22 protein-coding genes are annotated in these 22,433 nt (G+C 61.3%); 13 read left to right on the top strand and 9 right to left on the bottom strand.

The window, feature by feature from the left end:
- Nucleotide 1 precedes the first annotated feature (1 nt).
- The 4 genes from sake_RS02950 (at nt 2) to purM (ending at nt 3,710) form a co-directional block, all read left to right on the top strand.
- Nucleotides 2–412 (top strand): sterol carrier family protein, encoded by a 411-nt coding sequence (locus sake_RS02950; RefSeq protein ID WP_129358998.1) that lies wholly within the window; start codon nt 2–4, stop codon nt 410–412.
- Entirely contained in the window at nt 409–765 is a 357-nt protein-coding gene (locus sake_RS02945; RefSeq protein ID WP_178945425.1) for a hypothetical protein, read from the top strand. Before sake_RS02950 ends, sake_RS02945 begins: the two co-directional genes overlap by 4 nt.
- A 113-nt stretch (nt 766–878) precedes the next feature.
- Nucleotides 879–2,528 (top strand): amidophosphoribosyltransferase, encoded by a 1,650-nt coding sequence (gene purF, locus sake_RS02940; RefSeq protein WP_178945424.1) that lies wholly within the window; start codon nt 879–881, stop codon nt 2,526–2,528.
- Nucleotides 2,529–2,558: 30 nt separating this feature from the next.
- On the top strand, nt 2,559–3,710 hold the full coding sequence (purM, locus tag sake_RS02935) for a phosphoribosylformylglycinamidine cyclo-ligase (protein WP_129358992.1): 1,152 nt from the start codon (nt 2,559–2,561) through the stop codon (nt 3,708–3,710).
- Nucleotides 3,711–3,869: 159 nt separating this feature from the next.
- Here the strand turns inward: purM and sake_RS02930 are convergent, their stop codons facing one another.
- Nucleotides 3,870–4,076 (bottom strand): DUF3073 domain-containing protein, encoded by a 207-nt coding sequence (locus sake_RS02930; protein ID WP_178945423.1) that lies wholly within the window; start codon nt 4,074–4,076, stop codon nt 3,870–3,872.
- 172 nt (nt 4,077–4,248) lie between these two features.
- A complete protein-coding gene (locus sake_RS02925; protein ID WP_243155729.1) occupies nt 4,249–5,193 on the bottom strand; it encodes a Sir2 family NAD-dependent protein deacetylase in 945 nt (314 codons plus the stop codon).
- Nucleotides 5,194–5,292: 99 nt separating this feature from the next.
- On the opposite strand from sake_RS02925, the gene sake_RS02920 reads away from it, so the two are divergent.
- Nucleotides 5,293–6,555, top strand: a complete 1,263-nt coding sequence (locus sake_RS02920) for an alpha-hydroxy acid oxidase (protein WP_197964450.1) — start codon at nt 5,293–5,295, stop codon at nt 6,553–6,555.
- A gap of 137 nt (nt 6,556–6,692) precedes the next feature.
- On the opposite strand, the gene clpB is transcribed toward sake_RS02920, so the two are convergent.
- Nucleotides 6,693–9,293 carry an ATP-dependent chaperone ClpB gene (gene clpB / locus sake_RS02915; RefSeq protein WP_129358984.1) on the bottom strand — a complete coding sequence of 867 codons (2,601 nt, stop codon included), beginning with the start codon at nt 9,291–9,293 and terminating at the stop codon, nt 6,693–6,695.
- 167 nt (nt 9,294–9,460) lie between these two features.
- The gene (locus sake_RS02910; RefSeq protein WP_129358982.1) at nt 9,461–10,048 is read right to left on the bottom strand and encodes a hypothetical protein; all 588 of its coding nucleotides are present in this window, start codon (nt 10,046–10,048) and stop codon (nt 9,461–9,463) included.
- Between the two features lie 120 nt (nt 10,049–10,168).
- Here sake_RS02910 and sake_RS02905 point away from each other — a divergent pair, with 120 nt between their 5' ends.
- From sake_RS02905 to trmB, 4 genes are all read left to right on the top strand, one after another.
- On the top strand, nt 10,169–10,834 hold the full coding sequence (locus sake_RS02905; RefSeq protein ID WP_178945421.1) for an HAD family phosphatase: 666 nt from the start codon (nt 10,169–10,171) through the stop codon (nt 10,832–10,834).
- A gap of 125 nt (nt 10,835–10,959) precedes the next feature.
- A complete protein-coding gene (locus tag sake_RS02900; RefSeq protein ID WP_129358978.1) occupies nt 10,960–11,388 on the top strand; it encodes a hypothetical protein in 429 nt (142 codons plus the stop codon).
- A gap of 227 nt (nt 11,389–11,615) precedes the next feature.
- Nucleotides 11,616–13,136 carry a sodium:alanine symporter family protein gene (locus sake_RS02895; RefSeq protein ID WP_178945420.1) on the top strand — a complete coding sequence of 507 codons (1,521 nt, stop codon included), beginning with the start codon at nt 11,616–11,618 and terminating at the stop codon, nt 13,134–13,136.
- Nucleotides 13,137–13,231: 95 nt separating this feature from the next.
- Complete coding sequence (trmB, locus tag sake_RS02890) at nt 13,232–14,011, top strand: tRNA (guanosine(46)-N7)-methyltransferase TrmB (RefSeq protein ID WP_129359422.1); 780 nt, start codon at nt 13,232–13,234, stop codon at nt 14,009–14,011.
- A 38-nt stretch (nt 14,012–14,049) separates the two neighbouring features.
- Here trmB and sake_RS02885 read toward each other — a convergent pair whose 3' ends face one another.
- From sake_RS02885 to sake_RS02865, 5 genes are all read right to left on the bottom strand, one after another.
- Nucleotides 14,050–14,490: a heat shock protein transcriptional repressor HspR gene (locus sake_RS02885; RefSeq protein ID WP_129358974.1), complete on the bottom strand. Its 441-nt coding sequence runs from the start codon at nt 14,488–14,490 to the stop codon at nt 14,050–14,052.
- 3 nt (nt 14,491–14,493) lie between these two features.
- Entirely contained in the window at nt 14,494–15,534 is a 1,041-nt protein-coding gene (locus tag sake_RS02880) for a DnaJ C-terminal domain-containing protein (RefSeq protein ID WP_129358971.1), read from the bottom strand.
- A gap of 177 nt (nt 15,535–15,711) precedes the next feature.
- Nucleotides 15,712–16,335: a nucleotide exchange factor GrpE gene (locus tag sake_RS02875; protein ID WP_129358969.1), complete on the bottom strand. Its 624-nt coding sequence runs from the start codon at nt 16,333–16,335 to the stop codon at nt 15,712–15,714.
- Entirely contained in the window at nt 16,335–18,194 is a 1,860-nt protein-coding gene (gene dnaK, locus sake_RS02870; RefSeq protein WP_129657298.1) for a molecular chaperone DnaK, read from the bottom strand. The genes sake_RS02875 and dnaK overlap by 1 nt, the downstream gene beginning before the upstream one ends.
- A gap of 225 nt (nt 18,195–18,419) precedes the next feature.
- Nucleotides 18,420–19,163, bottom strand: coding sequence for a hypothetical protein (locus tag sake_RS02865; RefSeq protein ID WP_178945419.1), 744 nt, complete (start codon nt 19,161–19,163; stop codon nt 18,420–18,422).
- A gap of 218 nt (nt 19,164–19,381) precedes the next feature.
- On the opposite strand from sake_RS02865, the gene sake_RS02860 reads away from it, so the two are divergent.
- Genes sake_RS02860 through sake_RS02845 form a run of 4 tightly spaced genes read left to right on the top strand, consistent with a single transcriptional unit; the run spans nt 19,382 to nt 22,389 of the window.
- The gene (locus sake_RS02860; protein WP_129358962.1) at nt 19,382–19,969 is read left to right on the top strand and encodes a DUF4282 domain-containing protein; all 588 of its coding nucleotides are present in this window, start codon (nt 19,382–19,384) and stop codon (nt 19,967–19,969) included.
- 39 nt (nt 19,970–20,008) lie between these two features.
- A complete protein-coding gene (locus sake_RS02855) occupies nt 20,009–20,515 on the top strand; it encodes a low molecular weight protein-tyrosine-phosphatase (RefSeq protein ID WP_129358960.1) in 507 nt (168 codons plus the stop codon).
- Nucleotides 20,512–21,114, top strand: a complete 603-nt coding sequence (locus tag sake_RS02850) for a hypothetical protein (RefSeq protein WP_178945418.1) — start codon at nt 20,512–20,514, stop codon at nt 21,112–21,114. The genes sake_RS02855 and sake_RS02850 overlap by 4 nt, the downstream gene beginning before the upstream one ends.
- Nucleotides 21,115–21,153: 39 nt before the next feature.
- Entirely contained in the window at nt 21,154–22,389 is a 1,236-nt protein-coding gene (locus tag sake_RS02845; RefSeq protein ID WP_178945417.1) for a multidrug effflux MFS transporter, read from the top strand.
- Nucleotides 22,390–22,433 lie beyond the last annotated feature (44 nt).

Raw genomic sequence — 22,433 nt, 5'->3', positions numbered from 1 at the left:
CATGGCACGGCGCAAGATCACCGACGACGTCGGCCTGGCAGCGCTCCGTTCGTGGGAATCCGACCCCACGGCGACGGACCGTAAGACCAAAGCCGCTGCCGTCCGATACGCTCTCGAGGAATTGGCTCACCGCGCCCCCGGCAATTCGGTCGAGGTCCGAGTCCCGCCATTCGGCGTCACTCAGGCCATCGAAGGCCCGCGGCATACCCGCGGCACTCCCCCGAACGTCGTCGAGACTACTGCGGATACGTGGTTGGGCCTTGTTACCGGCCTCATGACTTGGGAAGAGGCCCGCGCAGGCGGCACGGTGGATGCGTCTGGGAACCGTAGCGACCTCTCATCCCTCCTACCCCTCTTCTCAACCCGGACCGCGATGAAGCGCGCCTCGGAAAAAGGTAACCTGAAGCAATGACCGAATCCTCTTCTGCTCACCCAGAATCCGACGAGCCCTTGGCCCCCCGGGAGTCTCCGAATCCTGACCGTGGTCCCTCCGAACGCGAGGTGCTCGTCCGTCGCGCGCCCTCGGTCATTGCCTTCCTCATCACCGGCCTGGTGCTGGGCCTGATCGTCGCCGCGATCTCAACTTTCTTGGGCCCGGCGGACCAGAAATACACCCTTGGCGCAATCTTCGGCATGATGGCCGTCATCTTCGGAACCCTGGGCGCAGTTCTCGGCGCCGTTGTCGGGCTGATCGCCGACAGAATTTCCCGGAAGAAAGCCACAAGGTTCCGCGCGGTACGCATCGACGACGATCCTGAAGACTGATTCACCTCTCGCAGGACGGCTGGTTCCGGATAGACTTGGACTCGTTCCCGCTGCTCAGCGCCGGCGGCAACGGCGTTGAAGAACACTGACCGCACATTCAGGAAGAAGCTTTCGTGGTTCGACCCGACGGAAAACTGTCACACGACCTCCACCCAGAGGACAAAGGCCCCCAGGACGAATGCGGTGTTTTTGGTGTCTGGGCTCCGGGCGAGGACGTAGCGACTCTCACCTATTTCGGTCTTTACGCATTACAGCACCGCGGGCAGGAGTCCGCGGGCATCGCGACGAGTAACGGCGAACGCATCTCGGTGTACAAGGACATGGGCCTGGTTTCGCAAGTATTCGACGAAACCATCCTCGGCACGCTCGGCGGGCACATGGCAATCGGTCATTGCCGTTACGCCACCACCGGCGCGACCACGTGGGCCAATGCCCAGCCGACCCTCGGATCAACGCCGCATGGCACCGTTTCTCTCGCGCACAACGGCAATCTCACCAATTCGGCGGATCTCTACGATCGGCTCATCGACAAGTCAGGTTTCCCATCAGCAGGTGAAGTCGCTCAAGGAAATACCACCGATACCGCGTTGGTCACCTCGCTCCTCGCAGAGCACCCACACGATTCGCTCGAGGAAGCAGCAATGGAGCTGCTCCCCACCTTGCAAGGCGCGTTCTGCCTCACTCTGATCGACGAGAACACGCTTTATGCTGCCCGTGATGCTTACGGCGTCCGTCCACTCGTTCTCGGCCGCCTCGATCGCGGGTGGGTCGTGGCCTCGGAGTCGGCTGCTTTGGACATCGTAGGTGCAACCTATGTCCGCGATGTCGAGCCCGGTGAATTCATCGCGATCGACGAAGACGGCGTGCGTTCCCGCCGATTCGCCGAGCCGACGCCGGCAGGTTGCGTGTTCGAGCACGTGTATCTGTCGCGTCCGGATGCGGTGATCAACGGCCGCGCGGTGTACGAGTCTCGCGTCGAAATGGGCCGCCAGCTAGCACGAGAACATGGCGTCGAAGCCGATTTGGTCATGCCCACCCCCGAATCCGGAGTCCCTGCTGCCATCGGTTTCGCAGAAGAATCAGGGATTCCGTACGGAAACGGTCTGGTCAAGAACTCGTACGTCGGCCGAACCTTCATCCAGCCGACCCAGACGATGCGGCAAATGGGGATTAAACTCAAGCTGAATCCGTTGCGCAGTGTCGTTGCGGGTAAAAAACTGGTCGTCGTCGACGATTCGATCGTTCGCGGCAATACTCAGAGGGCTCTGGTGCGGATGCTCCGCGAAGCCGGTGCAGCCGAGGTCCACGTCCGTATTTCGTCCCCGCCGGTCAAGTGGCCTTGCTTCTACGGGATCGACTTCGCCTCCCGGGCCGAGCTGATCGCCAACGGTATGTCCGTCGATGAAATCGGCAAGTCCCTCGGCGCGGATTCACTCGGGTACATCTCGGAAGACGGAATGATCCAGTCCACCGAGCAGCCCAGGCATCGGCTGTGCACCGCGTGCTTCACGGGCGATTATCCCATTGCTCTGCCCGACGCCGATCGTCTGGGTAAGAACTTCTTCGATGCGCATCGTTCCTCGTCCACGGGCCCGACGGCGTCGGCGCGGGCCCAGCGTCCGGCCTCGTCCGACAACTCGGCGTCCAGAGACACGCAAGAAGACGAGCAGGCGATGGCCGAGAACTCCTCGTGCGAACCCGGCCCGGACTCGGACCTGGAATCGCTGGTTCTCCCCCAAGACCGAGCTCCGCACAAGAACTGACAGCACCCCACCGATCTCAAAGGACCATAGATGGCTCAACCCCACCAGACCACCGCGGGCCTGACGTACGCGAGCGCAGGCGTCGATGTCGAGGCCGGCGATCGTGCCGTCGAGCTCATGAAAGAAGCCGTCAAGCAGACCCACAAACAAGGCGTCGTCGGCGGTGTCGGCGGCTTTGCGGGACTCTTCGACATCTCGGCCCTGACGCAATACCGGAAGCCATACCTTGCGACGTCGACGGACGGCGTGGGAACCAAAGTGGCGATCGCCCAGGCTCTGGATATTCACGACACGATTGGTTACGACCTGGTCGGCATGGTAGTAGACGACATCGTCGTCGTTGGTGCCAAGCCCCTGTACATGACCGATTACATAGCCTGCGGCCGCGTGGTTCCCGAGCGCATCGCGGATATCGTACGAGGAATCGCTTCTGCATGTTCCGTGGCAGAAACCGCCCTGGTCGGCGGGGAAACCGCGGAGCATCCGGGCCTCCTGGGCGAGCATGAGTACGACGTCGCCGGTGCGGCCACCGGAATCGTCGAAGCTGACGAGCTTCTCGGACCGGATCGCGTGCGCGAGGGCGACGTCGTAATCGGCATGGCTTCTTCCGGCATCCACTCGAACGGCTATTCACTGGTCCGCAAGGTCATCAATCTCGCCGGCTGGTCCCTGGACCGGGAGGTCTCCGAATTCGGCCGCACCTTGGGCGAAGAGCTGTTGGAACCGACCCGGGTCTACGCCGCAGACGTTCTCGATCTGGCGCGCACCTTCCCGGTATTGGGCGAAGACGGCCAGCTCGGTCACGGCGTCCGCGGATTCTCTCATGTCACCGGCGGGGGCCTCGCGGCCAATCTGGCCCGCGTTCTCCCGCAGGGTCTCGAGGCCCGCGTGGATCGGGCCTCTTGGGAGATCCCCGCGATTTTCCGCGTCATCGCCGAGTTGGGCAAAGTTCCGGAACCGGACCTGGAACGTACGCTGAACCTCGGTGTGGGCATGATCGCGATCATAGATCCGTCCGTGGCGGACGACGCCGTGAGGCACCTCAACGATCGCGGGGTGAATTCGTGGACGCTGGGAACCGTCGCTCAAGCGGATCCGCCCGCAGACAAGGGGCCCGACTACGTCCAGGGAGCCAAAGGCGTCAACGGTGGCGCGGTCCGCATGGTGGGCTCCTACAGCTAGACCTCAGACCCGCTTCGCGGACGGCGCTTGCACCATTGTGGTGGGGGCGCCGTCTGCTGGCTCGGCTCAAACAGAATATTAAACAGAAGCGCACCGGTTGACGTGGTCAACCGGTGCGCTTCTGACGATTGGGTGGCAGGCGCCAACGCCCGAATGAGCTTATCGATCCTCTGTGGAATCGTCACCGTACTCGTCTGCATAACCCGAGTACTCGTCCTCATTCGAGTGGACATCGTCTCGCTCGGCTCGCCGATCCTTCGCCGCGCTAAGTTCTCGTTCGAGCGCCGAATAATCGGTTTGCGGGCTGAAGTATTTGATCTCCCGCGCCTGCCTCGTTGCCTTAGCCTTCTGACGGCCGCGCCCCATGGCGTGACCCCCTCTTATCGCTCGCTCCGGCGGCGGCACTGTGATGGGCACACAATGCGGCACCGGAATATCCGTCAATCTTCCGTCTGTTAAGGGTACATGGTTTGTCAGTAGTATGCTCACCGAGGAACGTACGTGACACGGGCATCCGGTTCAGCCCTGGAAGAAAGCGCTATAGTCCCAGCTCATCGAGCAGCGAGAGAAAGGCCGGTTCCACCGGGCTCCGCCAGAGGTAAGTGGCCCTCGTATCCGCGCGCCCGGGGCCACCATTGATGACGGCCAATGGCTTTCCTTGCCGCAAACCGTCCAGGACGATGCGCAATCCGCTCATGACGGCCAGCGACGACCCCGCCACGAGAACGGACGTGCACGCGGCGAGCATCTCACGAGCGGCCTGCTTCCGAACGGTCGGCACGGGCTCACCGAAGTACACGACGTCGGGCTTGAGGAGCGTCGAGCCGCATACGATGCAACCGACCATGTGAAAACGTTCGACCCATTCCCCCGTGAGCTCGACGTCGCCGTCCGGGTTCACCAGGCTCGGATCCAGGGTAATGGATTCCAGGTAGCCCGGATTCGCATCCTTGAGGCGGAGGTCGAGGGCACGCCGATCTTCCGTGTGCCCGCAGACGAGACACGCAACCCGGCCGAGGTCCCCGTGCAACTGCACGAGGCTCTTGCTGCCGGCCTGCGCATGGAGCCCGTCGACATTCTGTGTCACGACGCCACCCACGAGGCCTTCCTGCTCGAGCTCCGCCAGGGTGTAGTGCACAACATTGGGTGCGGCTTGATTCATGAGGCGCCAGCCGACGAATGATCTGGCCCAGTAGCGGTGCGACGCATCCGGGTCATGACGGAATTCCTGGTACGTCATGGGGCGATGTCGTCGGAGGGAACCCTTCGGTCCCCTGTAGTCCGGTATCCCGGACCCCGTCGAAACCCCGGCTCCCGTGACGACCAGCACCGGCCCCTGCCGGAGAAGGTGGGCGATGCCTTCGCGGGCTTCTCTCTCCGGTGTCGCCGTTGCCGTTTCATCCACCACCCTGGCGATGGAACGAAGTGCCGCTTGATGCGCGTTGCCGAGGCGATCCGCGGCGTCGGGGGCTGGAGAAGTCACACTCCCACAGTATCGGACGTCCATGAGCTCCTCACAGGTGTTTGGCGCTGCGCAAAGACTAGGGTGTAAGCCCAGACCCGCTCGAGGAAGAGAAGAGCCATGTCCATGAAATCCGCCACGAAGAACCGTCTGGCCCCGCTGACCAGGCAGTTCCCGGACCGTCAGATGCTCAAGGATTTCATTAAGCTCGAAGGCCTGCGCGTGGACAGACGAGCTCACCGCCTCGAACGTGCCCAGGATATATGGGACCTTCGCGAGATCGCTCGCCGCCGCACACCCAAGGGCCCCTTCGATTATGTGGATGGCGCGGCAGAGCGCGAGCTGTCCCTCGGTCGGGCCCGGCGGACCTATGACGATTTGGTCTTCCACCCGCAGGTCCTGCGCGACGTTTCCGATGTGAGCCTCGCGACGACCGTCTGCGGCTCCGAGGCCTCGATGCCTTTGGCGATCGCACCGACTGGTTTCACGCGCATGATGCACAGCGAAGGCGAAATTGCGGGCGTGCGTGCAGCCCATGCGGCTGGGATCCCGTTTTCGTTGTCGACGATGGGAACCGAGACGATCGAACGCGTCGCCGAAGCGGGCCAAGACGGGCGCACATGGTTCCAGCTCTACCTCTGGAAGGAAGATCGGGATACCTCCTTCTCACTCGTGGACAGAGCTGCACAAGCAGGCTTCGACACCTTGCTCGTAACGGTGGATACACCGGTCGCCGGTGCACGCCACCGCGACGCGCGCAATGGCATGTCCTTTCCGCCCAGGCTCACACCCAAGACATTCCTCAATGCTTCCTACCGACCGGAGTGGTGGATCAATTTCCTGACCACTGCCCCGCTGGGCTTCACGAATTTCGGAGGGACACCGAGCCACAGCCTCGCAACGATTGGGGACATGTTCGATCCAAGTCTCGACATCAGCGAATTGAGGTGGCTTCGTTCCCAGTGGAACGGGCATTTGATCGTCAAGGGCATCCAGACCCCGGAGGACGCCGAGCGTGCGGTCGAGGCTGGGGCAGACGGGATTGTGCTGTCGAACCACGGTGGCCGTCAGCTGGATCGCGCCCCTGTTCCGCTCCTTATGCTCCCCAAGGTGCGCCAGCGCCTGGGCGAAGACGCAACCATTCTGATCGATACGGGAATCATGTCCGGCGCGGACGTTGTCGCGGCCGTCGCTTTGGGTGCCGATGCCGCCCTGATCGGCCGCGCGTACCTCTACGGCCTCATGGCTGGCGGTGCGGAAGGCGTCGAGCGCGGACTGTCTATTTTCCGTAACGAGATGCAGAGAACCCTCCAGCTCATGGGCATCCCGGATATCAATTCGGTCGGCCCCGACCACGTCGGAATGCACTGGCGTACCCTCTAAGCTGCTTCGAAGCAGAGTCGATCGACAACAAACGTGACGAAGGCACCGGTTGCGGACACAACCGGTGCCTTCGTGCCGATCGAATGTTACTGGCGGCAAGAGACCAGCTCTGCCTCGGTCTGCTGGCGGGCGGGATCCTAGCGGCTCGACGTCACCGTTAGCCCGTCCGCGGCGACGTCCGGATTGACGTCCACGTGGACGACGTCGCCGTCGTGAATGTCTCCGGACAGGATTCCCTTGGCCAAACGGTCGCCGATTTCCCGTTGCACCAGTCGGCGCAAAGGCCGCGCGCCGTACGCCGGGTCGTACCCGGTCATCCCCAGCCATTCGGTCGCCGCGGGCGTGACGTCCAGGGAAAGCCTCTTGTCGCCCAGGCGTTTGCCCATCGCTTGGACCTGGAGGCTCACGATCTTGGACAGGTCCTCGCTCGAGAGCGGATCGAACATGATGATCTCGTCCAGTCGGTTCAGGAACTCGGGTTTGAAGGACGCGTTGACCACGTTCATGACGGCCTCGTGCTTTTCCTTGTCGTCCAGGGTCTGGTCGACCAAGAATTGGCTCCCGAGGTTCGAGGTCAGGATCAGGATCACATTCCGGAAATCGACGGTTCGGCCCTGGCCGTCGGTCAGGCGGCCGTCGTCGAGAACCTGAAGCAGGATGTCGAATACCTCGGGGTGGGCTTTCTCCACTTCGTCCAGGAGAACCACGGAATACGGACGACGTCGCACGGACTCGGTCAGTTGCCCGCCTTCCTCGTATCCGACGTATCCGGGAGGCGCACCGACCAAACGGGACACGGAATGCTTTTCCGAATACTCGCTCATGTCGATGCGAACCAAAGCGTGTTCGTCATCGAACTGGAATTCCGCGAGCGACTTCGCCAGTTCCGTCTTGCCTACACCTGTAGGCCCAAGGAACAGGAACGAGCCGATCGGACGATCCGGATCCGCGACACCGGCACGCGAACGACGAACGGCGTCTGCCACGGCGCCCACGGCAGTCTTCTGCCCGATGAGACGCTTCCCCAGTTCGGATTCCATATTGAGCAGCTTCTCGGATTCGCCCTGAAGCATTCTGCCGGCCGGGATTCCCGTCCAGTTGGAGATGACCTCCGCGATGTCGTCGGCAGTGACTTCCTCGGAGACCATCGTTTCCTTGGCGGTCTGCTGCTGATTCTCTTCCTTTTGAGCCGCATCGAGCTCCTGCTGTTTCGCGGGGATCTCCCCGTACAGGAGTCGGGAAGCCTCGGCCAGGTTGCCTTCTCGCTGCGCCACTTCGGCTTGCGAGCGCATCTCGTCGATTTGGGTCTTGATGTCACCCACACGGTTCAGACCAGCCTTTTCGGCCTCCCACCGCGCGTTCAGCGCCGAGAGCTCTTCTCTCTTGTCGGCCAGGTCCACACGGAGAGCCTCCAACCGCTCGATCGACGCCGGATCCTTCTCATTGGACAGAGCCAGCTCTTCCATGGTCATGCGGTCCACGGCGCGGCGGAGCTCGTCGATCTCCTCAGGGGCCGAGTCGATCTCCATCCGCAGACGCGAAGCGGCCTCATCCACGAGGTCGATCGCTTTGTCCGGCAGCTGACGCCCCGTGATGTACCGATTCGACAACGAGGCGGCGGCAACCAGCGCGGAGTCGGCGATCTGCACCTTGTGGTGGGCCTCGTAGCGCTCCTTCAGCCCGCGAAGAATCCCGACGGTATCTTCCACGGTAGGCTCACCCACGTAAACCTGCTGGAATCGACGCTCGAGCGCGGCGTCCTTCTCGATGTTCTCCCGGTACTCGTCCAACGTGGTTGCACCGATGAGGCGCAGCTCCCCACGGGCGAGCATTGGCTTGAGCATATTCCCGGCGTCCATCGAGCCTTCGCTCGCACCGGCACCCACGAGGGTGTGCAACTCGTCGATGAAGGTGACGATCTGTCCTTCGGACTTCTTGATCTCGTCGAGAACCGCCTTAAGACGTTCTTCGAACTCGCCACGATATTTGGCACCGGCGATCATCGAGCCGAGATCCAGGGAAATGAGACTCTTGCCCCTCAAGGACTCCGGCACGTCACCCGAAACCATCCGCTGGGCCAGGCCCTCCACGACGGAGGTCTTCCCGACGCCCGGTTCACCAATGAGCACGGGGTTGTTCTTGGTACGGCGCGATAGAACCTGCACCACTCGGCGGATCTCGGAATCGCGTCCGATCACCGGGTCCAGTTTTCCGGAGCGCGCGACGGCGGTCAGGTCCGTACCGTACTTCTCGAGGGACTGAAACGTCCCTTCCGGATCCGGCGACGAAACGTTCTGGTCCCCGCGTACGGAGGGAAGGGTCTTCTCAATCGCGTCAACCGTTGCACCAGCATCGGCCACGGCACGGGCGGCCTCGGTATCTGACACCTGGGCCAGACCGAGGAGGAGAACCTCCGTGGAGATGTAGTCGTCACCCAGCTTGGTTCCGGCCTCCTGCGCATTCTGGATCGCTTTGAGCGACTGGCGCGAGAATTGCGCTTGAGCGACCGAAGACCCGGAGGACGAGGGCAATTTCTTAATCAGATCACTGGCCTGCGCCGAGAGCGCGTCGATGTCGATGCCGAGAGATTTGAGCACCGCAACGGCAACTCCTTCGCGCTGGTCGAGAAGCGCCTTGAGGATGTGTGCTGGCTCGATCTGAGGGTTCCCCGCAGTCTGAGCGTTCATGTTTGCGGCGTTCAGAGCCTCTTGGCTCTTGGTGGTGAATTTAGTATCCAAGATGGGCTCCTTTGCTAGTCACTAATGGATTGCGTCTGAGGTGTTCAGCTAACTTGAGTCTACTACGCTCAAGTTCGGCTGTACAGGGATTCCCAAAACGTTTTCCACAGGTTTTGCAGTGATTCGGCGGGATTCTCGGGTCTTCACTCCTGCCGACACCGCGCTCTTCAGTACTCGCCGTCGTTGTAATTCATCGCGTCCAGAACCTCGTCCTCTGTCGCGGGCCGACCGCTGGATTTTCGGGCGCTGTATCGCTCATGGTTGATCGCGATGATGAGCGTCGCAAATGCTCCCACGAAGGTCAGAATCGCGAAGGTGTTGCCGAATCCAGCCGAAAGCCCAACGAGGTCATGGCCGAAAACTTGGGAGAGGGCAGAGACAGTCTCGCCGTTCACGCGGTCAGGGATCAGGAATCCGAAAACCCCGGCCAAGATCCAGGTCAATGCCTGGATCGAGGCGAGCATCCCAGACGTCGAGCGAGCTTCGTACCGATTCGCATCCGTATACATCCGCCATGACGCCAGGAGCATGACTACCAGATACAACGGTCCGACGCTGACCAGGAAGGTCCCGACGAGCGTGCCACCGGCACCGAAGAGCGATCGCCCGGTCGTGACCCAGATGGCCCCGACCAACGCCATCGGGAATCCGATCCAGGACGATATGCGCAGCAATGCTGCATCCCGCCTCCCGGGCAACTGACCGGACGGGGCTAGGGCTTCAGCGGGACGGGCAACGGATTCGGCAGAACTCACAAGACCAGTGTATGAGATGCGGCTCCGGCACGGAGTGGCAGATTCGGGTATTCAAACGTCCACGAATCGCGGGATCCTCCCACCCCATGTGGGTGATACGGGCACCAGTAGGCTATTGGCATGACTTCTTCTCTCCCCGCAGCAATTTTCTTCGACCACGACGGCACTCTGGTGGACACCGAGCCTTTGTGGGCCCAGTCCAAATCTGACCTGGCCGTCCAGTTCGGCAAGACATGGACGGAAGAAGACACCCTCGCTTGCTTGGGCCGCCCGATGACGGACACGCTCATTCGCCTGCAAGAACTCGGCATTCCCCTGTCCAAGCCGGAGCTACTGGCACGATTGACCACCGACGCCCGCGAGATCATCTCGCAAACCGAGGTACCGTTCCTTCCCGGCATCTCCGATCTTCTCGAAGAACTGGCCCAAGCACGGATTCCGACGGCGATCGTCACCAATGCCACCGCGGAAATCGCGAATATGACTGCGGGCCGGGCCCCGGAAGGTTTGATCCGCACCGTGATCGGTAACGAAGACGTCACCGACCCCAAGCCGAATCCGCAGCCCTACCTCATGGCCGCGCAGCGTCTCGGCGTCGACCCCGAAGACAGCGTCGCCGTGGAGGATTCCCCCTCCGGTGTCGCGAGCGCTATGGCGGCAGGGATGAAAACGATCGTCGTCCCGGGGATGCAACCGGTCGGGCCCGATCAAGGGAGCATTCACCTGAACCACGAGGACCTGACCCTCGAAGCACTCCGCGGTCTGTTCGCCCCACGTCCGGCCTGACCCAGACCGTGTGACGGATTCCTAACGCGACCGTGCGGCCACGGTATAGAGTTGGAATCAGGTGGGTTGCGTCAATATAAACACTGATCAGCCCGGACCTATAAACCTTAAGAAAGGAAATGATCATGGCCTTTTCCCTCCCCAACGCGGTTCTCCGCGCTGTTCCCGGTGCATTCATCCTCAACTCCGGATACGGCAAGCTGAACCTCGACGAGCAGACCGCCGGCCAGTTGCAGTCCATGGCCGCCAACGCATTTCCCGCCGTCAAGGATCTTGACGCGGCCACGTTCGGCAAGGCCATCGCGTACTCCGAACTCGCTGTCGGCGGCGCACTGGTCACCCCCGTGATCCCCAGCCGCCTTGCCGGCCTGGCTCTGGGCGCATTCGCCGGTGGCCTGTTGGCCATGTATTTCAAGACCGAGGAGATGACCGAGGACGACGGCATCCGCCCATCCCAGGCTGGTACCGCCGTTGCCAAGGATTCGTGGATCGCCGCGATCGCCCTCGCGCTGATTCTCCAGGGCAAGGGCAAGAAGAAGGCCAAGAAGAAGTAGCCTTAGACGTCGACGACCCAGGACGCCGCCCACGCGTTTTTCGGACAGCAGTTCGGGAACGTATGGGCGGCGTTTTGTGTGCGCGACAGGCCCAGACACCCGAACGACCGCACAATATGGGCCGGGCCAGCAAGTATTGCTACCCTCATATCAGCCTGCGAAAAGCGTCGGAAAGTGTCGCTGACTAGCGACTATATCGAGTATCTTGCCTGGAACGAGGAATTCTAGTGGAACACATCAGTTCCATCATCAACGCGGTCGACAACTTCGTCTGGGGCCCATGGTTACTCTTGCCGCTTCTCCTCGGTACCGGAGTGTTCCTGACTTTCAGACTTTCGGGTATCCAACTCCGCTATTTCGGAAAGGCGATGTCGCTGGCCTTCGGACGACGTAGCCGGCAAAGCGGGGAAAAGGGCGAAATCTCCTCCTACCAAGCCATGGCAACGGCCTTGGGCGCTACGGTGGGCACGGGCAACATAGTAGGTGTAGCACTCTCGATCCACATGGGCGGTCCGGGCGCACTGTTCTGGATGTGGGTGACCGCGCTGGTCGGGATGGCGTCCAAATACAGCGAATGTTTCCTCGGAGTACGCTTCCGCACCCGGGACAAGAAGGGAGAGCTGACGGGAGGGCCGCAGGTTTACCTCGTCCGAGGCATACCCAACAGATTCGGGTGGCTTCTCTCCGTCACATTCGCTGCATGTGCCGTCGTTGCGACTTTCGGCGTCGGCAACATGACGCAGTCCAATGCCATTGCGGCAAACCTGGACAATACTTTCTCCGTGGCGCCATGGGTCACCGCCGTGGTCATCGGGATCATGACGCTGATCGCCCTGCTCGGAGGCATCAAGTCCATATCCAAGATCACGGTGTTCTGCGTGCCTCTCATGATTGCGCTCTACGTCTTCGGGGGCCTCTACATCATTGGCGTCAACTACGAAGGGATCCCGCAGGCCATCGCCCTGATCTTCGGAAATGCTCTGACTCCCCACGGCGTCGGAGGAGGGATCGTCGGTTCTCTGCTGATGACGATCCAGATCGGGGTCGCCCGCTCCTTGTTCTCCAACGAGTCAGGCATGGGCACGGCATCGATCCCCTCGTCGATCGCGCAAACTTCCCATCCCGTCCGCCAGGGCCTCGTCTCGATGACGCAGACTTTCGTGGACACACTTGTTGTTATCTCGATCACTGGATTCGTGATCATCACCACCGGCGTGTGGGAGAAGGACGATCCTGACGTCATGACCTCTCATGCTTTCGCGACGGGTTTGCCAGGCAACTGGGGCGGAGCGGTGGTGACTGTCTGTCTGGTGCTTCTGGGGTACTCGACCGTTCTGGGTTGGGCCTACTACGGAGAACGGTGCATCGAGCGCCTCGGCGGGGGCACCTTCGGGATCACGACTTACAGGGTCATTTTCGCTATTGCCTGCGGTTTCGGAGCATTGGCCCCCTTGACTCTGGTCTGGAAATTCTCGGACGTCATGAACGGCATTATGGCGATCCCGAACCTCATCGGACTCATTATTCTGTCCGGCCTCGTGGTTCGGGAGACCCGCCATTATCTGCGGCACGACCCGGATTTCGAGGCCAGTACCGCAGAGATTGACGAGTTCATGGGCTCCGACCTCGGTGCCCTGGACGCGCAGATCGACCATCAGGTCGATTTGTCACAGAAGCACTCGACCCTGTCCCACCCGGAAGCCCCGGAGGATGCGAGCGAAGAACCCGCAGGCGTCGGGGGCGGCTGAAGGGCGTGCGATAAGCTGATGCGGCGGCCCGGTTGATCCACGGATCCTTCCGCGACATACGTCAGCGCGCGGGAGCTCATCGGGCCACCGCAACCCTGCCGCCCCATCAGATCACCGGAGCATCCTTGAGCGACGTCCCCCAGAAATTCCATCGCCAGCCTTACTCTTTCGTCCGACGAGGCGACCGACTCACTGCTCGCCGCCAGAAGGCATGGGACACCTACGCTCCGACACACGTCCTGGATGTTCCTCGTGAGATAACGGATACATCGGTGGCCGAGTCCGCCGAATTCAACCATGAAGCGATCTACGGGAGAAAAGCGCCTCTCGTCGTGGAAATCGGTTCCGGACTGGGCGAGGCCATCGTTCACGCTGCGAGCGAGCATCCGGAGAATGACTATCTTGCCGTCGAGGTCTACAAACCCGGAATCGCAGACTTGCTCCTCAAGATGGGACAGGCCGAGATCACCAACGTCCGCTGCGTCCAGGCGAACGCTCCCGAGGTGCTCGAGAATCTGCTTGAGCCGGATTCAGTGGACGAAATCTGGGTCTTCTTTCCGGACCCCTGGCACAAGTCGCGCCACCACAAGCGCCGCCTGGTCTCGCCCGGATTCACCGAAAAAGTCGCGCGCGTTCTCAAACCGGGCGGTATCTGGCGTCTGGCCACCGATTGGGAAGAGTACGCCTGGGTGATGCGCGAAGTCATGGAAGCCGCACCGGACTTCGACAATTTGTATGCAGGCGAAGGCGCAACCGAAGAGGATCCCCACGGCGGATGGGCTCCACGCTGGGAAGGGCGCGTCCTCACAAGTTTCGAGCGCAAAGCAGGCGAGGCCGGACGCAGAGCGCACGACCTCGCCTATCGTCGTCGTTGATGAGGCGGCACCGCCTGTCGATTCCCGACGCTGAAGCCTTACCGATACGGAAGCTGGGGCCTAGCGATAGCCAGCGCCTTACTGGGTGTTTTGGCGCTGGGACGTTGACCACGGCCCAGCTTCACGACGTCGCCGCCGATCGTCGCGGCAAATACCCGGGAGGATTCTTCCAGTCGGTCCTGGGCGTCCTGCAACTCCTGCGTGAGCTCTCTGACTCGGGCTTGCAACGCGTCGACTTGGTTCTCCAATTGGAGAACCCGCTTGATTCCCTCGAGGGAGACCCCTTCGTGGGACAGTTGCTGGATCTGCCGGAGCCGGACGACGTCCTTCTGCGAATAGCGTCGCGCGCGCCCCGGTAGCCGCGACGGTGTCACCAAACCGAGCCGGTCATACTGCCGAAGCGTTTGCGGGTGCATCTCCGCGAGCTCGGCCGCAACCGAGATCACGAAGAGTGGTTGGTTCACGTCGCCGAATTGCATGGGTTACACGACCTTTGCCTTCTCCGCCAGGCCGGCCCTCGGATCGCCTTGGGAGGCCAGCTCTGTGAATTTCTTGAGCGCCTCTTCGGCCTCCGGGGACAGGTCCTGGGGCACCTGAATCTCCGGAATCACGTAGAGGTCGCCGGTGTGCTTCTTCGTCTTCACGCCTCGGCCTTTGACACGCATTCTGGTGCCGGGCTCCTGGCCGGCCTTGAGACGCAGGCGAACTGTTGATCCGTCGGTGGTCGGCACGGACAGGACCGTGCCAAGTGCCGCTTCCTCGTAGGAAACGGGAACACGGACCGTGAGGTTGTCTCCATCCCGTTCGTACAACTCGTGCGGGCGGACGTGCACCGTGACGATCAGATCAGACTTGCCGCCCGGACCGATGCTTCCTTTGCCGCGAAGGCGGACTTTCTGGCCATCACGCACGCCCTCGGGCAGACGAATAGTCGTGCTGCGTTGATCGGGACGGTTGACCTTGACTTTGGCGCCCTCCAGGGACTGACCGAAGTCAATGGTCACGCTGGCCTCGACGTCGGGGTTACGGGGCGCCTGTTGTTGGGCGCCGAACGGGTTCTGGCCACCGAAGTTGCCGCCTCCTCCGAACAGGTCCGCAAAAGGATCCCCACCGGAGGAGCCGTACTGCACGCGAGGCCCGCCCGCGCCGCCGAACGGGCTGCCGCCGTACGTGGTCCGCGTTCGGCCGCCACCGAACATATCCCCGAAGAGGTCCTCGAACCCACCGGCACCGGCAGGTCCCCCCGGGCCGCCTTGCCCGCCAGAACCAGCGCTGAATCGAGCTCCCGAGCCCATGGCACGGATGGCATCGTACTGTTTGCGCTGTTCGGGGTCAGAAAGGACCGTATTGGCCTCGGAGACCTCTTTGAATTTTTTCTCTGCGGCCTCGTCCCCGGGGTTCTGATCCGGGTGATACTTGCGCGCGAGTTTGCGGTAAGCCTTCTTGATGTCGGCTTCGCTGGCATCCTTGGAGACGCCCAGAACCTTGTAGAAGTCTTTTTCTAGCCAATTTTCGCTAGCCATTGACGCCTCCTTTCAAAGCGTTGCGTGGTGTGTTCTCTTCCGCTCTTGTATATCTCAAAATAGTGGAAACGAACGACGCCGAGGCCCTCCCCCGCCACAGAGGCAGAGGTTCGGTGCCCCGGCGTCGATTCGCTGGAGGCGGTGCGGCTGGGCCGAGACCGCCGGTCGGGCCTCTGGTCAGCCCTCGGCTACCGCCACAGCAACCTGGGCAGGACGCAGAACGCGGTCCTGGACCCGGTATCCGCTGCGGAAAACCATGGACACGTGGTCGGGTTGGACCTCGCTCGTGGGCTGCTGCATCACGGCTTCGTGGACCTTGGGATCGAACTCTTCGCCGGTATCGCCATAACGCTCCAAGCCGTGCTTCGTCAGCGCGTCCTCGAACTTGTTGGCGATCGACGCGAACGGCCCGTCCTCCAGATCGCCCGCCTTGCGAGCCGCATCGATATCGTCGATGACGGGGAGCAAGGAACTCACCACGTCGGCGACCACGAACTGTCGAAGCTGGTCCCGTTCTTTCTGGGACCGGTTCTTGAAGTTCACGAATTCGGCTTGCAGACGGCGCAGATCCTCGAGGCGCTCGTTCGCGGTCCTCTCAGCCTCCGTTGCAGGGTCCTGTATGGGCTCCGCCTCGGAGGGGTCCGCGGCGGCCTCCGCCGCGGACCCGTCCTGACCGTCAGCCTCAGCACCTACACCCTCGGCGGTCTCCGCCTCGGGAGCCCCTTCCGCGTCGGGAGCGTTGAAGGCGTCCTCCAGCGGGTCGTTTCCCTCAGGGTTATTGGTGTTGTTCGGCTCAGTCATTAGTTCTTCTTTTCATCCTCATCGTCAATGACCTCGGCGTCGACGACATCCTCGTCATTGGCATCGGCGTTCGCCTCGGAGGTGTCCTCCGTCTCGGCTCCAGCCTGCGCCTGCGAGTAGATCGCTTCGCCGAGCTTGGTCTGAGAAGCCTGAAGCTTCTCGAATGCGGACTTGACCGCGTCGTCGTCGTCGCCCTCAAGGGCCTTCTTGACCTCGTCGACGTCTCCCTGAACCTCGGTCTTGATGTCCTCGGAGACCTTGTCCTCGTTGTCCTTGAGGAGCTTCTCGATCTGGTAAGCGCTGGACTCCGCGTTGTTGCGCAGATCTGCGGCCTCACGACGGGCCTTGTCCGACTCGGCGTTGGCCTCTGCGTCCTTGACCATGCGGTCGATGTCTTCCTTGGACAACGAGGTACCGCCGGTGATGGTCATCGACTGCTCGGTGCCGGTGCCCTTGTCCTTCGCGGAGACGTTCACGATGCCGTTGGCGTCGATGTCGAAGGTCACCTCAACCTGCGGGACACCACGAGGGGCCGGAGCGATACCGGTCAGCTCGAAGGTGCCGAGCGACTTGTTGTCACGGGTGAACTCACGCTCACCCTGGAAAACCTGGATCGACACGGAGGGCTGGTTGTCCTCTGCGGTTGTGAAGGTCTCGGAACGACGCGTCGGGATGGCCGTGTTGCGCTCGATGAGCTTGGTCATCACACCGCCCTTGGTCTCGATGCCCAGCGACAGCGGGGTCACGTCGATCAACAGGACGTCCTTGCGGTCGCCCTTGAGCACACCGGCCTGCAGGGCAGCGCCCATGGCCACGACCTCATCCGGGTTCACGCCCTTATTGGGTTCCTGTCCGCCGGCCAGCTTCTTGACCTCTTCGACGACCGCCGGCATACGGGTCGAACCACCGACGAGCACGATGTGCGCAATATCAGCAACCTTGATACCGGCTTCCTTGATGACGTCGTTGAAAGGCTTCTTCACGCGGTCCAGAAGGTCCTGAGTCAGGTCCTGGAACTTCGCGCGGGAAAGCTTCTCGTCCAGGTGAACCGGGCCGTCGGAGGTCACCGAGAGGTATTGCAACGAAATGTTGGTCGACGAGGCCGAGGACAGTTCCTTCTTGGCCTGCTCGGCTGCCTCGCGGAGACGCTGCAAAGCAATCTTGTCCTTGGACAGATCCGCGCCTGTCTTGGACTTGACCTGCTCGAGAAGCCAGTCGACGATGCGCTGGTCCCAGTCGTCACCGCCAAGGCGGTTGTCACCCGAAGTCGAGCGAACCTGAATCGTCGAGAACCCGTCCTCGTCCTTGCCGACTTCCAGCAAGGAGACGTCGAAGGTGCCGCCACCGAGGTCGAAGACCAGGATGAGCTCATCTTCGTTGCCCTTGTCCAGCCCGTAGGCCAGAGCAGCCGCAGTGGGCTCATTGACGATACGCAGGACGTTGAGTCCGGCGATCTCGCCGGCTTCCTTGGTGGCCTGGCGTTCGGCGTCGTTGAAGTAGGCGGGAACGGTGATGACGGCGTCGGTCACGGTGTCATTGAGGAAGGACTCGGCGTCGCCCTTGAGCTTCTGCAGGGTACGTGCCGAGATTTCCTGCGGGGTGTACTTCTTACCGTCGATGTCGGTGTTCCAGTCGGTGCCCATGTGGCGCTTCACCGAAGAAATGGTGCGATCCACGTTGGTCACTGCCTGGCGCTTGGCGATGTCGCCGACCAGGGTCTCGCCGTCCTTGCCGAATGCAACAACCGACGGAGTGGTGCGAGCGCCCTCGGCGTTCGCGATGACGACGGGCTCGCCGCCCTCGAGTACGGCAACCACAGAGTTGGTGGTACCGAGGTCAATGCCTACTGCACGTGACATATGGTTTTTCTCCTTACGTAGTCCGAAAACCGGGGCACATTCCGGCACTCACGACGCTGCTTCCGCAGGGGAGGCCATCGATCTTGCGCACCCGGAGGTCTCACTTCTTGAGTTGTCCTGACTCAAGTCTGCCACTTCTCGGAAGAATGTCAAGAGACTTGAGCGAAGTCGACTCAACTTTATTTACAGAAGACCGCCCAGGTTACGGACGTGGCCGGAAACCGATCACCACTCCTTCCCGCCGAGCTCCTTCTTGGCATCATCGGCCGTTCCGGCATTGCCGATGGCGGCCCAGTGGTTACCCTCGAGACCCCATTCGCCTTTGTCCTCATCCATGACCGGGGCATTCAGTGCATCGCTCAATGACGACTTCACATCGGCCTCGTGTTCGGAATAGATGCCGACGATGAGCTTGCTGTCCTCCTTCGCACCAGACAGGGCCTGGAAGTCGCTCAGATCGATATTCGAGCAGACATACACCTGAGCGTCATCAGGGAAGTTCTCCTTAGGCAGAACAGAGTTCAGCAGCGTCTTGTCCAGATCACTGCATTGCCCCGCCCCCTGAGCGGATCCAAGATTCTGCACCTTGTCCCGAAAATCGCCCTCATCATTGATCTTGCGCCCGCCCAGCACTCCGGCGAACACGAGGGCGAGGATGACGACCAGGGCTATGACGATCACGCCGCCACCTATAGACAGACCAAGGATCAAACCTTTGCGAGATTTTCGCTGTCCCTCCCCGTACACCTGACGTCCGGGGTGCGCACCTGGGGGAAATTGCTGAAAATCCGTCGGTGGGTAACCCGTCTCATGCGACGTGTTGGGCTGGTTGGGACCGGGAGGTCGCAACGGACCCCAATTGGGCTCATTGGGCTCGTTGGGCTCGTTGGGCTCGTTGGGCTCGTTGGGCTCGTTGGGCTCGTTGGGCTCGTTGGGCTCGTTGGGCTCGTTGCCGGGATGATGACTCATGATCAGACCTTTCTTGCCCGCTATTTCGGAGCGATTGTGCATTTTTCCAAGCGTATGTAATCCAAAAGACATCTAACAGTGTTTCGATCTCGCAGACAGGAAATTCACGGCGAGACGGTGATTTGCGACAGTTCAATGAATAGACTGATCACATGGCACTTTTACGCGAGTGACTTGCCTTAACTTATGAGAATTCAAAAGTACAGGGAGTATTGACCATGTCTGATCACGAGCACGAGGAATCAAACCAGCAGGGCAATTCGTCGAATAATGGGAACGGGTCGAGGGCGGACAATTCGAAATCCCATCAGGATCCCCATCAGTCCGACGGACCGTGGCAGCCGCCGCAGAACTCCTCTCGCGGCTACGGACAGGCTCCACACGGTCAGGGTTACGGACAGAACCCTCAGGGTCAGCCGAATTACCCCCAACAGAATGGATATCCGGGACAACCGGGGCAGCCGCAGCAACAGGGTTACGGCCAACCAGGCTACGGACAACCGCGGGGCCAGGGTGAGCCGGGATTCTTCCAGGCCATGTTCGACCTTTCGTTCCGTCATTTCGTGACCATCAAGTTTGCCTCGGTCATCTACGTCATCGGCTTGGTCGTGATCGGCCTGGGCTGGCTCTTTTCGGTTATTGTGGGATTCGCGGAAAACGCGTGGGTTGGACTCATTTTCCTGATCCTCGGGGCCGTCGTGGCGTTCGTGTACATTATTCTGTTCCGCGTGACCCTCGAGTTCTACGTAGCAATGGTCCGGACATCGCAGAACACGTCCATCCTTGTGGAGCGTGATCGGCGCTGAACTCACATGTCGCCGCCCGGCCCCGGTAACGTGGTGACCATGTATCGCATTGTTACCGTTTGCACCGGCAATATCTGCCGCTCCCCCATGGCCGAATACCTAGTACGCAACGCGGCGCAGGACGCCGGGCTGAGTGGCGTTGTCGTCACATCTGCTGGTGTGAGCGACGAAGAACAAGGAAATCCCATCGATCCTCGGGCTCGGAAAGTCATGGACCGGCTGGGCATCGACACCAGCGGCCATTCTGCCCGCCAGGTCACGCGCCAGGATTTGGAGGACAACGACCTCATCCTGGCTCTGGACGTCCCTCATTTCAGGGCTCTCCGCCGCATGGCCGCAGACGAGGCCCAAGCTGCCAAGATCCATCTCATGCGCGAATTCGATCCTTCCGCGGCCGGCGAGCCGGTCGAAAAAATCGGCATCTATGACCCGTGGTACGGCGATGCCTCGGATTTCGATCGGACTTTCGGAATGATCGAGGATTCCGTCCAAGGCGTGATCGACGAGGCATCTCGGCACCCGGAGGCACGGAACGAGGAATCATGACGGTCGATCCTCGCAATTGCGCATACGAACGCCAACCGATCTGGGTCATGTCCTCGCACACGATTCTGCCGAAGGACGAGCAGGACTTATGGAAGGCCATCGGCCAGGCACGCTCGCTCGCGTCGGGCCCTGAACCGTTTGTCGTGGCGATTGACGGGCGCTCCGGTGCGGGCAAGTCGAAGCTGGCTGGACGTCTCTTGGAACGTGCGCGCGCCGAAGACGGATCAGATACCGTCGCACTCTTCCACCTGGAAGACATTTATCCCGGGTGGGAAGGCCTCGAAGACGGCATCGACATGTATGCGGAGCTGCTCGAGCGCTTGATGCGCAATGAGGACGCGACCTGGCGAGCCTGGGACTGGACGCGGAATCACTATGCGGAGGAAACGCAAGTACTGAGCGCAGACCCATCGCTCATCATCGTCGAAGGCGTCGGTTCGACCGCGCCGGGACATCCAGAAACGCGCCCTCACTTCGGGGTTTGGCTTCATCTCGAGGCGAATATCCGCAAGTACCGTGCCCTCAAACGCGATGGCGACATGTACCGGCCCTATTGGCAGTTGTGGGCCTCGCAAGAGGATAGGCTGTTCGCGCGGTAATTCGGCGGCACTTTCCGCATACGGGCAACAGGGTGCCCCGTGAGGCGCCATCAACCTGAGAAACGTGAGGTCAGATTGAACCCCACCGCATCGCGCATCCCGGTGCCTCTCCTCATCCTGCTGGGGACGCTCACCGGCATAGCGCCTTTGGGTACAGACATGTATCTGGCGGCTTTCCCCCAAATGACGCAGGACCTCGGAACGGCGGCCTCGCTGGTCCAGCTGACGCTCTCAGCATTCATGGCTGGCCTGGCGATGGGCCAGATTATCATCGGTCCGCTATCAGATCAGTGGGGCCGGCGGCGTCCCTTGGTGATCTGCTCATTCATTTGCGTGCTGGCCACCATGGGGTGCGCGCTGGCACCGACTGTCCACCTCCTGATCGGCTTGCGGTTCTTGATGGGATTCACCGGTGCGGCGGGACTCGTTCTGGCTCGTTCAGCGATCACCGACCTCACGGAAGGACATCAGACTGCCCGATACATGAATTTCATGATGATGATCAACGGGATCTCACCGGTCCTGGCCCCGACTCTGGGTGGCATCATCCTGGGATTCGCGCCCTGGCGCGCCGTGTTCTGGGTCCTCACGGTGATGACCCTCGTGATGGCCATCGGAGTGTTCTTCCTGTTTCCCGAATCGTTGCCGAAGGTCCGCCGGCACGGAGGAGGGCTCGCGGCTTCCGGCCGCGGCATAGCCTGCGTCGTTCGCCGCCCTGCGTATATGGCATATATGCTCGCGTTCGTCTTTTCCTTCGGAACCTTGTTCTCCTACATTTCCGGTTCCACCTATGTGCTGCAGAACAACCTCGGGCTCACGGCCACCCATTATGCTCTGGTTTTCGCGGCCAATTCCTTCGGGATCCTAGCTTTCTCCTGGGTTTCGAATCTCTTGCTGAAAAGATTCCGTCCTCAAGGAATTGGGTTAGGCGGCATTGTCATCTCAAATGTGGCGACACTGTCTTTTCTGGTCCTCGCACTGTGCGGGCTCTCCCTCGTTCCAACGCTCGTGTGTCTCTTCGTCACCGCCGCGGCCCAAGGACTGGTCTTCGGAAATGCGACATCGTTGGCGCTCGGGCACGGTCGAGATTACGCAGGGGCGAGTTCGGCATTGGTTGGCGGACTTCAGTGCACAATGGGCGGGATCGTTTCCCCGCTCGTCAGTGCCGCTGGCGCGAATGCGGTGATCCCCATGGCGGCAATGATGGTCGGTTGCAGTCTGATTGCCTTGGTTCTTTTCCTGCTCGCGTCCCGAATTTTCGAACCGCGAATCTGAAGATCCGCGCGGGTCCTCGAACAACGCTCTTGCGGTATGGCGTT

The sequence above is a fragment of the Kocuria sp. TGY1127_2 genome (genome assembly GCF_013394385.1).
Classification (GTDB): Bacteria; Actinomycetota; Actinomycetes; order Actinomycetales; family Micrococcaceae; genus Rothia.
Note: the sequence above shows the minus strand (reverse complement) of the source record. Positions and strands in the feature narration are given on the sequence as shown.

Bases quoted from the DNA above. Each gene is read 5' to 3' on its own strand.
- sake_RS02950 (WP_129358998.1), top strand. From the start codon at position 2: ATGGCACGGCGCAAGATCACCGACGACGTCGGCCTGGCAGCGCTCCGT.
- sake_RS02945 (WP_178945425.1), top strand. From the start codon at position 409: ATGACCGAATCCTCTTCTGCTCACCCAGAATCCGACGAGCCCTTGGCC.
- purM (WP_129358992.1), top strand. From the start codon at position 2,559: ATGGCTCAACCCCACCAGACCACCGCGGGCCTGACGTACGCGAGCGCA.
- sake_RS02930 (WP_178945423.1), bottom strand. From the start codon at position 4,076: ATGGGGCGCGGCCGTCAGAAGGCTAAGGCAACGAGGCAGGCGCGGGAG.
- sake_RS02920 (WP_197964450.1), top strand. From the start codon at position 5,293: ATGTCCATGAAATCCGCCACGAAGAACCGTCTGGCCCCGCTGACCAGG.
- sake_RS02905 (WP_178945421.1), top strand. From the start codon at position 10,169: ATGACTTCTTCTCTCCCCGCAGCAATTTTCTTCGACCACGACGGCACT.
- sake_RS02900 (WP_129358978.1), top strand. From the start codon at position 10,960: ATGGCCTTTTCCCTCCCCAACGCGGTTCTCCGCGCTGTTCCCGGTGCA.
- sake_RS02885 (WP_129358974.1), bottom strand. From the start codon at position 14,490: ATGCAATTCGGCGACGTGAACCAACCACTCTTCGTGATCTCGGTTGCG.
- sake_RS02880 (WP_129358971.1), bottom strand. From the start codon at position 15,534: ATGGCTAGCGAAAATTGGCTAGAAAAAGACTTCTACAAGGTTCTGGGC.
- sake_RS02875 (WP_129358969.1), bottom strand. From the start codon at position 16,335: ATGACTGAGCCGAACAACACCAATAACCCTGAGGGAAACGACCCGCTG.
- dnaK (WP_129657298.1), bottom strand. From the start codon at position 18,194: ATGTCACGTGCAGTAGGCATTGACCTCGGTACCACCAACTCTGTGGTT.
- sake_RS02865 (WP_178945419.1), bottom strand. From the start codon at position 19,163: ATGAGTCATCATCCCGGCAACGAGCCCAACGAGCCCAACGAGCCCAAC.
- sake_RS02860 (WP_129358962.1), top strand. From the start codon at position 19,382: ATGTCTGATCACGAGCACGAGGAATCAAACCAGCAGGGCAATTCGTCG.
- sake_RS02855 (WP_129358960.1), top strand. From the start codon at position 20,009: ATGTATCGCATTGTTACCGTTTGCACCGGCAATATCTGCCGCTCCCCC.
- sake_RS02850 (WP_178945418.1), top strand. From the start codon at position 20,512: ATGACGGTCGATCCTCGCAATTGCGCATACGAACGCCAACCGATCTGG.